The 15716-nt window shown below is 70.1% G+C and carries 13 protein-coding genes; 4 read left to right on the top strand and 9 right to left on the bottom strand.

Features of this window, described 5'->3' with window-relative positions:
* Window positions 1-20 precede the first annotated feature (20 nt).
* From DB32_RS10115 to DB32_RS10085, 7 genes are all read right to left on the bottom strand, one after another.
* The gene (locus DB32_RS10115) at window positions 21-902 is read right to left on the bottom strand and encodes an Lcl C-terminal domain-containing protein (RefSeq protein ID WP_053232216.1); all 882 of its coding nucleotides are present in this window, start codon (window positions 900-902) and stop codon (window positions 21-23) included.
* On the bottom strand, window positions 899-2344 hold the full coding sequence (locus DB32_RS10110; RefSeq protein ID WP_157068912.1) for a DUF1552 domain-containing protein: 1446 nt from the start codon (window positions 2342-2344) through the stop codon (window positions 899-901). Before DB32_RS10110 ends, DB32_RS10115 begins: the two co-directional genes overlap by 4 nt.
* Window positions 2345-2349: 5 nt before the next feature.
* Complete coding sequence (locus DB32_RS10105) at window positions 2350-4050, bottom strand: DUF1592 domain-containing protein (RefSeq protein WP_075097496.1); 1701 nt, start codon at window positions 4048-4050, stop codon at window positions 2350-2352.
* Between the two features lie 110 nt (window positions 4051-4160).
* On the bottom strand, window positions 4161-5618 hold the full coding sequence (locus tag DB32_RS10100; protein WP_053232213.1) for a DUF1552 domain-containing protein: 1458 nt from the start codon (window positions 5616-5618) through the stop codon (window positions 4161-4163).
* 43 nt (window positions 5619-5661) lie between these two features.
* On the bottom strand, window positions 5662-7395 hold the full coding sequence (locus DB32_RS10095; RefSeq protein WP_075097495.1) for a DUF1592 domain-containing protein: 1734 nt from the start codon (window positions 7393-7395) through the stop codon (window positions 5662-5664).
* A 221-nt stretch (window positions 7396-7616) separates the two neighbouring features.
* Window positions 7617-8069, bottom strand: coding sequence for a YidH family protein (locus DB32_RS10090; RefSeq protein WP_075097873.1), 453 nt, complete (start codon window positions 8067-8069; stop codon window positions 7617-7619).
* On the bottom strand, window positions 8066-9337 hold the full coding sequence (locus DB32_RS10085; protein WP_053238754.1) for an anaerobic sulfatase maturase: 1272 nt from the start codon (window positions 9335-9337) through the stop codon (window positions 8066-8068). Before DB32_RS10085 ends, DB32_RS10090 begins: the two co-directional genes overlap by 4 nt.
* A 98-nt stretch (window positions 9338-9435) precedes the next feature.
* Between DB32_RS10085 and DB32_RS10080 the strand changes: the two genes are divergently transcribed.
* The 4 genes from DB32_RS10080 (at window position 9436) to DB32_RS10065 (ending at window position 13577) form a co-directional block, all read left to right on the top strand.
* On the top strand, window positions 9436-10281 hold the full coding sequence (locus DB32_RS10080; protein ID WP_053232210.1) for a hypothetical protein: 846 nt from the start codon (window positions 9436-9438) through the stop codon (window positions 10279-10281).
* 25 nt (window positions 10282-10306) lie between these two features.
* Window positions 10307-11341 (top strand): HAD family hydrolase, encoded by a 1035-nt coding sequence (locus DB32_RS10075; RefSeq protein ID WP_240481187.1) that lies wholly within the window; start codon window positions 10307-10309, stop codon window positions 11339-11341.
* 152 nt (window positions 11342-11493) lie between these two features.
* Entirely contained in the window at window positions 11494-11961 is a 468-nt protein-coding gene (locus tag DB32_RS45145) for a hypothetical protein (protein WP_157068911.1), read from the top strand.
* Window positions 11962-11984: 23 nt separating this feature from the next.
* Window positions 11985-13577 carry an arylsulfatase gene (locus DB32_RS10065; protein WP_053238752.1) on the top strand — a complete coding sequence of 531 codons (1593 nt, stop codon included), beginning with the start codon at window positions 11985-11987 and terminating at the stop codon, window positions 13575-13577.
* A gap of 127 nt (window positions 13578-13704) precedes the next feature.
* On the opposite strand, the gene DB32_RS48090 is transcribed toward DB32_RS10065, so the two are convergent.
* Both DB32_RS48090 and ttcA read right to left on the bottom strand, forming a co-directional pair.
* Window positions 13705-14283 carry a helix-turn-helix domain-containing protein gene (locus tag DB32_RS48090; protein ID WP_053232208.1) on the bottom strand — a complete coding sequence of 193 codons (579 nt, stop codon included), beginning with the start codon at window positions 14281-14283 and terminating at the stop codon, window positions 13705-13707.
* Between the two features lie 530 nt (window positions 14284-14813).
* Window positions 14814-15665, bottom strand: coding sequence for a tRNA 2-thiocytidine(32) synthetase TtcA (gene ttcA, locus DB32_RS10055; RefSeq protein ID WP_083457285.1), 852 nt, complete (start codon window positions 15663-15665; stop codon window positions 14814-14816).
* Window positions 15666-15716: the final 51 nt, after the last annotated feature.

Genomic DNA, 15716 nt, shown 5'->3' with positions numbered 1-15716 from the left:
GGCGCTGCGAGGGCACCGCGTCAGATCACGCAGCGCGCGACGTGCGGCACGTCGCCGAGCTCGTCGGCGTACGTCTGCCCGTCGAGGAAGTCGACGGTCCACGGCTGCGGCTCGCCGGCGTCGCGGATCGTCGACGTCCAGTGTCGCTCCGAGGGTGTGTCGGGGAACAGCGCGGGATCGATCGCCGGCGCGCGGCGCGACTCGTCGACGAGCGTCTGGAGCTCGCGGATCGTCGGCAGACGCGCGTCGATCGCGGTGCACGCATCGCGCGCCTCGGTCCACGTCGTCGCGTCGATCACCGCGCGCGACCAAGTGAGCCCGGTGCCGCGATCGTGCACGCCTTCGTCGCGCACTTCGTGCTGGGCGCCGTCGATCGGCGCGGGCCCGGCGGCGACGCAGCGCACGCGCGCCGAGGGACGCGATGCGAGCCCGAGCGTGGTCTCGCCCGCGCCGAGATAGACGCTGAACGCCGAGCCCGGCGCCTCGTCGGGCTCGCTCGTGCTCCAGTGGTACTCGGCGAGCGCATCGGGGAACGCGTCGCCGTCGACCGTCGGGCTGCGCGCGGGCGCGACGATCGAGACCCACTCGACGCGTGTCGGAAGGCGAAAGTCGTCGCGCCCATCGAGCTCGAGCGCATCGCACTCGGCGCGCGCGTCCTCGAGCGTGCGCAGCGCGCCGGTGTCGCCGCGTTGCCAGATCAGACCGGTGACGAGATCCTCGACGACGGCGCTACGGATTTCGTAGCGCTCCCCGCCGAGCTCGGGCATCGCGAACGCCGCGTAGCCGCGCCCCGGGCGTGACGTCGTCGCCGCATCGATCGTCGACGCGTCGATCGACAGGACGACGTCCGATCCACACCCGACGAGCAGCAGCGCGAGCGCGAGCGCGAGCGCTCGGATCACACGAGGAGCTCGGGCAGCGTCCCGCGCAGCGAGAGCGACCCGCCGCCGACGAGCGGCGTGCTCTCCGCGCCGAACGCGTCCACGTCCATGCCCAGCGCGCGCATCAGCGTGACGTAGAGCTGGTTCTGCGCGGGCCCGATCGAGAGCTCGCTGTAGCCCTGCCGCACTCGGTTCGAGCGCGCGTAGCGCACGTACTGTCCGGTGCGCAGCACGCCGTTCGCGCCGCCCGCGATCACCACCGGCATGTCGTGCAGCCAGTGCGTGCCCGTGCCGAGCTCGCTGATCCACACGACCGCGGTGTGATCGAGCAGCGTGCCGTCGCCCTCGGGCACCGAGTCGAGCTGCTCGAGCAAGTACGCGAAGCGCCGCGCGTAGAAGAGGTTGTACTCGATCATCCCGCGCTCTGCCTCGGCGGTGAACGCCGCGTCGGGCCCCGCGACCGAGTTGTGCGCGTAGTCCTGGTGCACGTTCGTGCCCACGGGCAGGCCGAATTCCTCGGGCCGCAGCGGCATCGTCACGAAGCTCACCATGCGCGTCATGTCGCAGCCGAGCACCAGCGACATCACGCGCGCGAAGCGATCCATCTCGTGACCGAGCGCTTCGTACGTCGGCGAGCACGACGCGCCGGGCGTGGTGCCGCGGAACGAGATCTCGAGGTCGCGCAGCAGCTGCGCGTGGCGCTCGAGCTTCTGGCGATCCGCGGTGCCGAGGCGCGGCGCGACTGCGTCGTACTCGCGCGCGGCGAGATCGAGCGCGCTCGCGCGACCGCGCTGGATCGCCGCGACGCGCGGGTCGCCTCCGTCGTCGGGCGGCATGTAGACGCCCATCAGGTCGTCGTACGCCTGGCGCGCGGTGGTGACGCGCGGCGCGGCCTCGCCCGCCGCGACGAAATTGTACGGGTGCTGATGGTTCGCGCCGTACACGCGCGACGCCCAGCGTCCCGGCTGCGCGAGCGCACGACCGATCACCTGATCGACCGACTCGCCGCCGCCGATGCACGTCGAGCCCGCGCGCTGCAGCGGGTCCACGCACGTCAGCAGCGACGCCTGACCGAAGTGATGGCGGTTGAGGTCCCAGCCGCTCGTCGCCGCGCCGCGACGCTCGTAGTCGATCGCCGAGGTGCGCGCGATGCCCTCGACGATCGAGAGCTTCTGCTTGAACGGCGCGAGCGGCGCGAGGATGCGGCTCCACGCCGCGTCCTCGAGCGTCGCGATCGACGCCACGCCGGTGCCGCTCGCGGGCAGGCCCGGAGGGCTCATCGCCCACGCGTTCGGCACGGTGCCGTGCGGTGTGATCCACAGCAGCAAGCGCGCCGGCACGTCCTCGCCGCCCGCCTGCGCGCGACCGCCCCAGCCCATCGCGCCGGGCAACATCAACCCACCGCCGACGCTCGCCGCGCCGAGACCGAGCGCGGTGAGGAACTGACGCCTCTGCATCGTCATCACGGTCACTCCGAAGCCAGCGGGCGGTTGCGGAACTCGGGGCTCGTCACGATGTCGACCATCAGCGCGCGCACGTCGCCGCCGCTCTCGTGGAACGAGCGTGCGAGACGGCTCGTCAGGCACTCGTCCTCGCGCTCCGGCGCGCGACCGAGCGCGTAGCGCATCCACATCCGCGTCGCGCACACCTCGACGCGCGCGCTCTCCGCGAGCGCCTCGCTCAGCTCGATCGCGCCGACGTACGGACCGTCGACGTCGGTGCCCGTGAGGTTGCCCGACGCGTCGACCGGCAGGCCGTGATCGAGCTCGCGATATCCACCGACCGCGTCGTAGTGCTCGAAGCCGAACCCGAAGCCGTCGATGCGCGTGTGGCACGCGATGCAGCCCGCGGGCGACGTGCGCTCCTCGAAGAGCTGTCTATTCGTGCGCGGCTCCTCGCCGGGGCGCACCACCGGCGGCGTGAGATCCGCGTCGGGCGGCGGCGACGGGCGAGGCTCGCAGAGCAATCTCTCCATCACGAACACCCCGCGCAGCGGCGGCGAGCCGTTGCCCGAGTGCGCGTGCGACGCGAGGAACCCCGCGCGCGTCAGGAGCCCTGCGCGCTGATCGTGCGGGAGCGTCACCTCTTCCCACGTCGTCGCGTCGCCCGGGCCGTTCACGCCGTAGAGCGACGCGAGCGGTCCGTTCACGTACGCGGTGCGGCTCGTGAGCAGCGCGCGCAGCGTGCCCTCGCCGTCGAACAGCACGCCCTCGACGAAGCGATCCTGCTCGTCGCGCACCGCCTGGCGCAGCGTCTCGTTCCACGTCGGATAGAGCTCGGGCACGCGGCCCTGGTGCTCGTCCATCTCGATGCGATCGAAGTCGAGCCACTGGCGATGGAAGTCGACCACCGCCTCGCGCGCACGACCGTCGTCGAGCATGCGTCGCGCCTGTGCCTCGAGCTGTGCGTCGGTCGCGAGCTCACCGCGCGCCGCGGCCTCGAGCAGCGCGTCGTCGGGCGTGCTCTCCCAGAGGAAGTACGAGAGGCGCGACGCGAGCTGGTACCCGTCGAGCGGCACCACGCCGTCGCCACCGCCCTCCCCCGGCAGCTCGATGCGATAGAGGAACCACGGCGACTGCAGCAGCGCCATCGTCGTGAGCTGCACGGCGGCCGCGAAGTCGATCGCCTCGCGCTGCGACTCGAAGAACGCGACGTAGCGCTCGACCTCCTGGTCGCTCAGCGGACGTCGATACGCGCGGCGACCGAAGTCGCGCACGAGCGTCTCGCCGCACGCGCGCTGCGCGCCCGCGTCGCCCGCGCCCGGCGCGCACGGCAGGAACGCCGCGAGCCGATCGGGCGACGACGTGACCTCGCCCGCATAGCGGAACGCGATGTCCTCCCAGCGCGAGACGCGCACGTCGGACGGGCCGAGCGAGCGCGCGTCGTTCTCGAAGCCACCGACCTCGGTGTCCTCGGGCAGCTCGGGCACCGCCGGCGTCACGCCCGGGAAGAGATCCCGGAGCGTGTGCAGGTACTCGGCGTTGCTCAGGCGCCGCATGGGCGCGGTGCCGAGCACGATCGATCCGTCGCCGCAGCTGACTGGACCGCCACCACGTCGACCGGCGCCGGCTGGACCAGCTGCGCCGTCGAGCAGGACTCCGTCGCACGCAAACAGCGCGAGCGACGCGAGCACTGGAGCGATCCGCCCCCAGTCGTTCGGTCGGCTCATCAGCTACGTGAGTACCAGACCCGTGGCGGAATGGCTCAGGCGGTCGCGCAAAATCGTACGAGCGCGTGCGACCTGTAGGCCGCACGCGCTCGCTTCACTCGTCCCCCCGCTCAGCCGTTCATGATCTCGGGGATCACACCGCGCAGCGACACCGTGCCGCCGCTCGCCGTCGGCGAGGACTCGATGCCGAACGACTCGTTCTCCATGCCCATCGCGCGCATCAGCGAGACGTAGAGACGGTTCTGCGCCGGGCCGACCTGGACGAAGTGACCCCACCCCGCGCCGACGCGCGTGTCACGCGCGAGGCGGATGTACTGGCCCATGCGGAACGAGCCGCCCGCGCCGCCCGCGATGACGATCGGCAGGTCGTGCAGGTCGTGGTTGCCGGTGCCGAGCTCGCTCATCCACACGACGGCGGTGTGATCGAGCATCGTGCCGCCCGCCTCGGGGATCGAGTCGAGCTGCTCCAGCAGGTACGCGAAGCGCTGCGCGTAGAACCGGTTGTACTCGATCATCCCGCGCTCGCCTTCCGCGCGGTACGTGCTCGAGCCCTGGATCGACGTGTGCGCGTAGTCCTGATGGATGTCGGTCGCCGCGGGCAGACCGATCTCCACCGGCGCGAGATCCGGCGTCACGTACGTCATCACGCGCGTGAGATCGCAGCTGAGGCCGAGCGCCATCACGCGCGCGAAGCGGTCCATGTCGTGACCGAGATCGCTCCACGTCGGCGAGCACATCGCCGGCGAGTCCTCGGGCGAGTCGGCGAACGAGATCTCGAGCTCGCGGATGAGCTCCTGGTGCCGCTGGAGCTTCAGGCGATCGGCCGCGGGAAGACGCGACGCGAACGACGTGTGCTCGCGCGCCGCGAAGTCGAGCACGCTCCCGCGCGCCCGCGCGATGAGGTCGGCGCGCGTGTCGCCGCCCCCGTCGCTCGGCGGGTTGTAGGCGCCCACGATGTCGTCGTAGGCCTGGCGCGCGCCCTCGACGCGCGCGCTCTCCTGGCCCGCGGCGACGAACGAGTACGGGTGCCCGTGGCGCGACCCGTACACGCGGCTCGACCAGCGGCCCGCGGCGGTCGTCGCACGCCCGATCACCTGGTCGATCGAGATGCCGCCGCCGATGCACGTCGTGCCCGAGCGCTGCATCGGATCGACGCACGTCATCAGGTGCGCCTCGCCGAAGTGGTGGCGGTTCAGATCGAACGAGCCGCCCTGCGAGTCGTGCGCGCGCTCGTACTCGATGGCCGCGGTGCGCGCGATGCCCTCGACGAACGAGAGCTTCGACGCGTGCGGCTGCAGCGGCGCGGCGATGCGCGGCCACGACGACGCGGCGAGGCCCGAGAGCGGCGCCGCGGAGGTCCCGCTCGGCGCGAGGCCCGGCACGTTCATGTTCCACGCGTTCCACACGGTGCCGTGGGGCGTGATCCAGAAGAGCACGCGCTTGGGCGCGCCGCTGCCGGACACCTGCGCGAGGCCCTTGCTCGCGCGTCCGAGGATCGCGCCGGGGATCGTGAGCGCGGCACCACCGACGCCCATCGCGGCGAGGAACTTACGACGATCGATCTTCATGCGAGACAGCTCCTGCTGTTCGTGGGGAAGTTGGAGGTGGTGCTCATTCCGTCGCGGCGAGGCCGCGGGTACGGAACTCGGGGCTCGTCACGAGGCTCACGAGCAGCTCGCGGACGTTGCCGCCGCTCTCGGTGAAGCCCTCGGCGAGGCGGTCGACGAAGCACGACTCGGCGCGCTCGGGCGCGCGGCCCATCGCGTAGCGGACCCACTGCTGCGTCGCGCACTCCTGCACGCGCCCGCTCTGCGAGAGGATCTCGCTGAGCTCGATCGCGCCGTCGTACGGACCGTCGACGTCGGTGCCGATCACGTTGCCCGAGGCGTTCACCTCGAGGCCGTTGTCGAGCGCGCGGAACGCGCCGATCGCGTCGTAGTGCTCGAAGCCGAAGCCGAAGCCGTCGATGCGCATGTGGCAGCCCTGGCAGGTCGGCGCAGCCGTGCGCTCCTCGAAGAGGTCGCGGTTCGTGCGCGGTCCGTCACCCGGCTCCGCCGTCGGCGGCGACACGTTCGCGTCGGGCGGCGGCGAGGGGCGCAGCTCGCAGAGCAGGCGCTCGGTCACGAAGATGCCGCGCAGGATCGGCGAGCCCTGACCGGTGTGCGCGTGCGCCGCGAGGAAGCCCGCGCGCGTCAGCAGACCGGCGCGCTCGCCCTCGGGCAGCTCCGTCTCGATCCACGTCGCGTCGTCGGCGGGACCGTCGACGCCGTAGAGCTCGGCGAGCGAGCGGTTCACGTAGCTGCGGCGGCTGTTGAAGAGCGCCGAGAGCGTCCCCTCGCCTTCGAACAGCACGCCCTCGACGAAGCGGCGCTGCTCCTCCGCGATCGACTCGCGGAGCGTCTCGCTCCACGTCGGGTAGAGCTCGGGCACGCGGCGCTTGTGCTCGTCGATCTCGATGCGATCGAAGTCGAGCCACTGGCGGTGGAAGTCCACGACCGCCTCGCGGGCGCGCGGGTCGTCGAGCATGCGGCGCGCCTGCGCCTCGATCTGCTCCGTCGACGCGAGCTCACCGCGGTCCGCGGCCTCGAGCAGCGTCGCGTCGGGCATGCTCTCCCAGAGCAGGTACGACAGGCGCGACGCGAGCTCGTAGCCGTCGAGCGCCACATGCTGGCCCTCGGGCGCGACCTCTTCGATGCGGTAGAGGAACGCCGGCGACTGCAGCAGCGCCATCACCGTGAGCTGCACCGCGGCCGGGAAGTCGATCTCGGTGAGCTGCGTCTGGAAGAGGTCGACGTAGCGCGAGACCTCTTCGCTCGTCGGCGGGCGGCGCATCGCGCGCAGACCGAACTCGCGCACCAGCGTCTCGCCGCACGCGCGCTGGCTCTCGAGATCGCTCGCGGCGGCCGCGCAGGGAAGGAACGCCGCGAGCGTCGCGGGCGTGGCCGTCACTGCGCCGCCGTAGCGGAACGCGATCTCCTCCCAGCGCGCGACGCGGACATCGGACGCACCGAGCGCGCGCGCGTCGTTCTCGAACCCACCCGTGAGCGTGTCGGGCGGAAGCTCCGGAAGCTCCACCTCGACGCCGGGGAAGAGGTCTCGGAGCGTGTGCACGTACTCCGAGTTACTGAGTCGACGGATCGGCGCGCTGCCGACGACGAGCGCGTCGTCCGTGCAGCTGGTTGGCGTGGATCCACCGCCGCCACCGCCTCCTCCTCCGCCGCCGCCACCGCCCGCGCCGCCCGAGCCGGCGGGGCCCGCGGGACCGCCGCCGACGTTGCCCTGACAGGCTCCCATCAGCATCGCGCCCGCGATCATCAGCACGACGTTCCCACTGCTTCGTCGCATCCGAGCTCCTTTGTTCGGGGCGTCGGTACCGTCGCTGTCGTGGGATGGCTCAGTGGCTGCGAAAATCGGTACGCACCTCTGGAGACGGGTGCTCGGCGCCGGCACACCCGACGAGAGTTCCTCCCTGTGCGAGTGAGACACTCACGCCACAGGCTGTGGCGTTCTGAATCGTTGGAGCTCCAACGATTCAGAGGGTGGGCGCGAGTGCCGAGATGTCGGCGTCAGAGGCCCAGGCGGAACACCACCGCGGCGATCGCCCAGACGCTGACGAGCAGCAGCGTGATGCCGACGAAGAACGTCGGGCTGGGCCTCCGGTCGAAGCCCGCGACGCCCGCGATCGTTCGGAACGACGCGCTCCACAGGTGCTTCCGCAGCGCGAAGTACTGCGCCAGCGCGAGCGTGAGCCCCGCGGTGCCGGCGACCATCAGCGCGAGCCCGAAGATGCGCGGCGCGTGCGGCTCGAGCGCGGGGCGCGCGCCGGCGAAGCTCGACACGCGCTCGAAGAACTGCACGACCGTGAAGCCGAAGCCGACGAGCGCGGCTGCGGTCCGCACCCACGACAGGAGCGTGCGCTCCATCGACATGCGCGTCCGCAGCCACGAGAAGTGCGACGGCGCGTCGGGCGTCACCTCGAGGGACGCCGTGTCGTCCCCGCGCTCGTCGGTCGCGCTCATCGCGCGCCGTGGCAGCGCTTGGTCTTCGTCCCGCTGCCGCACGGGCACGGCTCGTTGCGCCCGGCGTGCGCCGCGGACTCGCGCGCGAGGATCGCCATCACGTCGGACGCGGGACGCCCGCGCTCCACGAGCTGCGCCATGCGCTTCATCGGGCCATCGACGTGATGGAAGAACGCTTTGTATCCCGCGCAGAGGTAGTTGAGCCCGGGCTCGCCGTCTCGCGTCTTCAGGAACCGGCTCTTCGGGCACTCGCCGTGACAGGCGAATCGGACGTCGCACTCGCGGCACTCGCGCGGGAGGGACTCGAGCTTGTGCCTGCCGAAGGCGCGCTGCTCGTCCGACATCACGACGTCGAGCAGTCGCTTGTCGCGCAGGTTCCCCACCCGATGGCGGGGCTCGACGAAGTGATCGCACGAATAGAGATCGCCGTTGTGCTCGAGCGCGAGGCCGTGCCCGCACGCCTCGTCGAACACGCACATCCCCGACGACTTCAGGCCGAGCCAGTTGCGCAGCGCCGCCTCGAACGTCTGCACGAACACGCGCCCCACGTCGTGGCGCACCCACTCGTCGAAGATTGCGATCAGGAACGATCCGAATTGCTCGGGGCCCACCGACCGCTCCGACACCGTCGATCCCAGCACGCGCTCGACCACGGGGATGAATTGGATCCAGTCGGTGCCCACCTCGTCGCGGAAGAAACGATAGACGTCGAGCGGATGATCCGCGTTCGCGCGATGGACGGTGCACAGCACGTTGTGGTCGACACCGTGCTCCTGCAGCAGCCGGACTCCGCGCATCACCTTGTCGAACGTCGGCTTCCCGCCCTTGTCGACGCGGTAGTGGTCGTGGAGCGCTCTCGGGCCGTCGATGCTGATCCCGATCAAGAACCCGTGCTCGCGAAAGAACTCGCACCACGCGTGATCGAGCAGTGTCCCGTTGGTCTGCAGCGTGTTCTCGAACACGAGCCCCGGGCGCGCGTGCTTGCGCTCGTACTCGACGACCTTGCGATAGAAGTCGAGCCCCATCAGCGTCGGCTCGCCGCCCTGCCAGGCGACGGTGACGCGATCGCCGCGATGGGCCTCGACGAGCTGCTGGATGTGCCGCTCGAGCAGCTCGTCGCTCATCCGGAAGTCGCTGTCCGGATAGAGCTTCTCCTTGTCGAGATAGAAGCAGTACGCGCAGTCGAGGTTGCAGATCGCGCCGGTCGGCTTCGCGAGCACGTGGATGCGCGCGGGCGGCGTGGGGATCGTCGAGGTCGCGGTGGTCATGAGCGCAGCGAACGCGGTGCACGCACCGTGCGCGGATCGCGCGTCGCGATGCGCCACGCGCGGCGCGAGCGGGCGTCGTTCGTGCAGAGCGGGATCCCATGCACGAGCGATCCGCGTCGGTGATCGTGCTCGCGACGATCGTCGCGACGAGCGTGACCAGCGCGGCACGAGACGACGGCGATCCGGTCGCGCCGGCGAGCGGCCACTCCGACGAGGCGCTCGCGAATCAGGTGGCCAATCCGCTCGCCAATCTGATCAGCGTGCCGCTGCAGAGCAATTTCGAGTTCGGGCTCGGACGCGACGACGACGGCTTCCGATATCTGCTCAACATCCAGCCGGTGATCCCGATCGCGCTCGGCGGTGACTGGCTCGTGATCACACGCGTCATCCTCCCGGTCGTCTATCAGGACGACGTCGTCACGTCGCAGGACTCGAGCGGCGACTCGATTGGAGGGACCGCCGACACGACTGCGAGCGTGTGGCTCGCGACACCGCCGATCGGTGGGCTCGTGCTGGGGCTCGGACCGGTGACGGTGTTGCCGACGTCGACCGACGATCGCTTGGCACCGGGGCATTTCGGGCTCGGTCCCACGGCGATCGCGCTCTGGCAGTCGCACGGTGTCACGGCAGGCGTGCTGATGAACCACGTCTGGACGTTCACCGAGGAGGACGACGACTACAGCCAGACGTTCGTCCAGCCCTTCCTCAGCTACGTGCTCCCGACGAGCACCACGCTGACGGTCCAGAGCGAGACGAGCTACGAGTGGCACTCGGACACGTGGACCGCACCCCTGATCGCAGGAGTGAGCCAGCTCGTGCGCATCGGACCACTGCCGATGAGCTTCGGGGTCCAGGGCAAGTGGTACGTGGAGCACCCCGAGTCGGCGCCGGACTGGGGATTGCGCGCGATCGTCACCGCGCTGCTGCCCACGGGCGCGCACTGATCTCTCGCCGCGAGGAGACACACTCATGCAGCTCGGACGATTCGCCACGTTGTCGCTCGCGGTGCTGATCGGATGCGGCGGTGCAGGCGCGAGAGAGACGATGCGCGACACGAAGCCGGCGGCGGCTCCGCGATCGGCGTCGAGCGCGCTCGCCTCGTGGAACGACGTCCCGTCGCGCCGGGCGATCGTCGACTTCGTGGAGCGCGTCACGACCGAAGGCAGTCGCGACTACGTCGCTCCGGACGCGCGCATCGCGGTGTTCGACAACGATGGCACGTTGTGGGCGGAGCAGCCGATGCCGTTCGAGCTCGCGTTCGCGGTCGATCGCGTGCGCGAGCTCGCGCCCTCGCACCCCGAGTGGCGCGCGCGCGAGCCCTTCGCGGGCATCCTCCGCGGCGACGTCGCGGGCGCGATGGAGCGCGGCGGACGTCGCGGGATCGCCGAGCTGATCGCGGCCACCCACGGCGAGATGACGCCCGAGGAGTTCGAGCGAGTGGTGCGCGAGTGGATGTCGACCGCACGACATCCGCGCTACGACCGGCGCTATTCCGAGCTCGTCTATCAGCCGATGCTCGAGCTGCTCGACTACCTGCGAGCGCACGAGTTCCGCGTGTACATCGTCTCCGGCGGCGACACCGACTTCATGCGCGCGTGGGCCGAGGACCTTTATGGGGTCCCGCCCGCGCACGTGATCGGCAGCCAGGCGCAGCTCCGGCTCGAGCGGCGCGGCGGCGTGCCGACGCTCGTGCGCGGGGGCGAGATCGAATTCGTCGACGACGGTCCGGGAAAGCCGATCGCCATCGAGCGCACGATCGGCGCGCGACCGATTGCCGCGTTCGGCAATTCCGACGGCGATCACGAGATGCTCTCGTGGGTCGCGAGCGGGCCGGGCCCGCGCTTCGTCGCGCTCGTCCATCACACCGACGCGGAGCGCGAGTTCGCGTACGACCGCGACGCGCGATCGGGTCGCCTCGCCGCCGCGCTCGACGACGCGCAGCGGTCGGGATGGACGGTGATCGACATGCGCGACGACTGGCGCGTCGTCTATCCGCCCGAGTGATCGCGCTGCGCGTGGCGTTGCTCCTCGCCGCCGCGGAGCACACGTCGCGCACGGCGCCGCGCGAGCGGATCGCGCTCCGGCGCGACGTCCGCGATTCCGCCTCTCCTCTTCGTGGCACGTCCAGCGCAAAGGGGCCGAGCATGCGAATCGGCATGATCCTCGGAGCAAGCGCGCTCGCCCTCGTGGCGGGCTGCGCGACCAGCGGTGGCGGGAGTGGAACGCTCGAGACCGGCAAGCCGGGCGAAGCGAGCGAGCCCGTCGCGTTCCAGTGGAACGCGGCACCGGACGCGACGCGCGGGACGATCCGCGCGGAGCTGATGGACGGGCGCGACTTCTCCGGCGAGTTCCTCCAGGTCACGACGGAGACACGCGCGACCGATCTCGATCCCTACTGGGACGTGTGGGGCGGTCCCTGGTACGGCATGGCCGACGACACGGCGTTCATCCGCCAGTACACCGGCCGCGTGATCGCGCAGCTCACGGGCCCGGAGGGCGAGCGCATGCGCTGTCACTTCCAGCTCGCCGATCCCGAGGCCGGTCCGCAGTCGGGCGGCATGGGCGACTGCGAGCTCTCCACCGGCGAGCGCATCCAGGACGCGATGCTGCGCGGACAGCGCTGAGAGAGGGAGACGTCATGGCGACGATGGGAAAGCGCAAGACGGGCAACGGGCACGGCAACGGACACGGAGAGAAGAAGTCCGACAAGCCGAACATCCTCGTGATCTGGGGCGACGACATCGGCATCACGAACCTGAGCTGTTACAGCGACGGCCTGATGGGATATCGCACTCCCAACATCGATCGCTTGGCAAAGGAGGGGATGCGCTTCACCGACTCCTACGGTGAGCAGAGCTGCACTGCCGGGCGCGCGTCGTTCATCACCGGTCAGAGCGGATTCCGCACCGGATTGACGAAGGTGGGAGTCCCGGGCGCGACGCTCGGCCTCAGCGCGGAAGATCCGACCATCGCCGAGCTCCTGAAGGCGCGCGGCTACGCGACGGGGCAATTCGGAAAGAATCACCTCGGCGATCGCAACGAGTTCCTGCCGACCGTGCACGGGTTCGACGAGTTCTTCGGCAACCTCTACCACCTCAACGCGGAGGAGGAGCCCGAGCTCCCGGACTACCCGCCTGCGAAGGACTTCCCGAACTTCCGCACCAACTACGGCCCTCGCGGCGTGCTGCGCTGTTGGGCGACGGACATCGACGATCCCACCGTCGACGAGCGCTGGGGTCGAGTCGGCAAGCAGAAGATCGAGGACACCGGTCCTCTGACGAAGAAGCGCATGGAGACCTGCGACGACGAGTTCATCGCCGCCGCGAAGGACTTCATCACCCGCAAGAGCGCCGATGGACAGCCGTTCTTCTGCTGGGTGAACACGACGCACATGCACTTCCGGACTCACCCGAAGCCCGAGAGCGTCGGTCAGTCGGGACGATGGCAGTCGCCGTACCACGACACGATGATCGACCACGACGAGCACGTCGGTCAGCTGCTCGACCTGCTCGACGAGCTCGGCATCGCCGAGAACACGTTCGTCATGTACAGCACCGACAACGGGCCGCACATGAACTCGTGGCCCGACGGCGCGATGACGCCGTTCCGGAGCGAGAAGAACACGAACTGGGAGGGCGCGTTCCGCGTCCCGAAGATCGTGCGCTGGCCCGGGAAGATCGAAGCGGGCGTGGTCTCGAACGAGATCGTCCACCACCACGACTGGCTCCCGACGTTCCTCTCGATGGCGGGCGAGCCGAACATCCAGGCGAAGCTCAAGAAGGGCCACACCGCGCTCGGAAAGAAGTTCCGAGTGCACATCGACGGCTACGATCTGCTGCCCTACCTGACCGGCAAGGAGAAGAAGAGCCCGCGTCCGGGACTCATCTACTTCAGCGACGACGGCGACCTGGTCGCGCTCCGGTTCGACAACTGGAAGGTCGTGTTCATGGAGCAGCGCGCGCCGGGCACGCTCCGCGTGTGGGCGGAGCCGTTCATCCCGCTGCGGGTGCCGAAGCTCTACAACCTGCGCACCGATCCCTTCGAGCGCGCCGACGTGACGTCGAACACCTATTACGACTGGTATCTCGATCACGCGTATCTGGTGTTCGCATCGCAGGTGATCGCGAAGGAGTTCGCGGACACGTTCGTCGAGTTCCCGCCGCGCCAGAAGTCCGCGTCGTTCACCATCGATCAGGCACTGCAGAAGATGCACGACACCGCGGCGATGGCGGGCGACTGAGGCGTATTCGACTCACCGCAGAGGGCACGGAGGGCCGCTGAGATGGGAGAAGGATTTCTCTTCTCTGCGGTCCTCTGCGGCGCTCCGTGGTGGATTTCGGAAATCGCGCCGTGCGCGATCGCGAGGCCTACTTCGAGAACCGTCCCGCCGCGATCGCCGCGGCGATCCCGTGCACGAAGGGCGGCGCGTCGGCGCGGACGTGCAGCTCGAGGCCGGGAAGGAGCTCGATGCGCCGCCACACCGCGCCGATGGGCACGCCGGTGCTGCTCGGCTCGTCGCGCGGGGCGAGCGCGCTCTGCACGGCGAGCGACTCGGTGGAGACGACGTTCTCGATGCCCGAGCCGCGGCCCGCGCCATCGCGCGCCGGCGCGCTGGGCGTTCCGTCGGACGGAAGCGCGCGGGTCGGCGGCGGCGGAGGCAGCGCGGCGGGCTCGCGCGGCGCGGGAAGCCCGCCGATCTCGCGCAGCTCCGCGTCGGTCTTGTTCGTGAGGAAGCGCGCGATGTGCGGCAGCGGAACTCCGTCGCGTCGGAGCGCGGCGACCGCGTAGGCGATCACGATCTGCTTCCGATCGAAGCGCGTGAGGTGACCGCGCGCCCGCGGTCGCGGCAGCGCGCCGGCCTGCATCCACGCGCGGAGCGTCCGGGTGCTGACGCCGAGCCGCTTGGCGAGCACGGCAGCTTCGAGGGCCTCGGGAACGTCGTCCATGTCGAGCCCCAGCGTAGGAGCACCTCCGACGGAAGACAATGCTCCGTTGAGTGCGATCTGGCGCCGTCGACGGAGGTCATGGTGCGCGGAGCCGCCGCTGGGCAACAGATCTAGGAAGGGCGATGGCTAACGCTAGCGTTCCAGGAGAGATCTCGGAAGCACAGCCGCTTGCGCAACCGTTTCGAGAGACATCTCGGAAGGACAGCCGCTGCCGCTAGCGTCCCACACCACATCGCGGAACCGCGACCGCTGACGCAAGCGATCCACCAGCTCTCCCGGAAACGCGACCGCTGACGCAAGCGATCCACCAACTCTCCCGGAGGCGCGCGCGCTCACGTACCGGTCCCGAATCCGCGGGGACTCGAGATCACCCTCCCGCAAGCGATCCGCGGGGACTCGGCGAGCCCTTCACCGCGAAGCAACCCCACCACGAGCGGCCCGCTCGCCGAAACCAGCAGCGCGACGGGCGTGCGCGCGAAGCGCGCACCTGGAGCGAGCACACACCGAAGCCGATCAGTACGACCGCGCGCTCACTCCGCGTCGACGATCGGGAGCCTGCGCGCGCCGTCCATGCCGATCGCGGTGCGCGGCGTCTTCTCGTCGCCGTCGGTCGCCACCGCGAGACCGAGCTTCGCGTAGAGATCGCGATCGAGCAGGTGCGTCGCGCGCACGTTCCCGATCGCCGCGAGCATGCTCTCCTTCGCCTTCGGCGCGTGCGCTTCCATCTCGGCGAGCATCCGCTTCACCTGCTTGCGCATCAGGTTGTCCTGCGAGCCGCAGAGGTCGCACGGCAGGATCGGGAAGCGCTCGAGCTCCGCGAACCGCGCGAGGCTCGGCTCCGCGCAGTACAGCAGCGGGCGGATGACGGTGTTGCGCTGGTCGTCGCTCACGAGCTTCGGCGGCATCGCCTTCAGCGAGCCCGTGAACATCAGGTTCAGCATCAACGTCTCGAGCGCGTCGTCGCGATGATGCCCGAGCGCGATCTTCGTGCACCCGAGCTCCTGCGCGACGTTGTAGAGGATGCCGCGACGCAGGCGCGAGCAGAGCGAGCAGTACGTGCTCTCCTCGGGCACCTTCTCCTTCACGATCGAGTAGGTGTCCTCGCGCACGATGCGGTAGTCGAAGCCGCGCTCGCGCAGCCATCCCTCGAGCGGCGTGCCGTCGTAGCCGGGGTGGCCCTGGTCGAGGTGTACCGCGAGGAGCTCGAAGCGCACCGGCGAGCGACGCCGGAGCACGTCGAGCAGGTGCATCATCGCGTAGCTGTCCTTGCCTCCGCTGAGGCAGACCATCACACGGTCGCCCTCGCCGATCAGGTCGAAGTCCCCGATGCAGCGCCCGACGTTCCGGGAGAGATCGCGCGTGAGCCGCTCGCGCTCGTCCATGAGGCGCGAAGGTGTGACGTTCGCCTCTCGAAACCGCAAGCAGGCATCGCT

The sequence above is a fragment of the Sandaracinus amylolyticus genome, from assembly GCF_000737325.1.
Lineage (GTDB): Bacteria > Myxococcota_A > Polyangia > Polyangiales > Sandaracinaceae > Sandaracinus > Sandaracinus amylolyticus.
The sequence above is the reverse complement of the archived record's forward strand: the minus strand, read 5'-3'. Positions and strand labels throughout refer to the sequence as shown.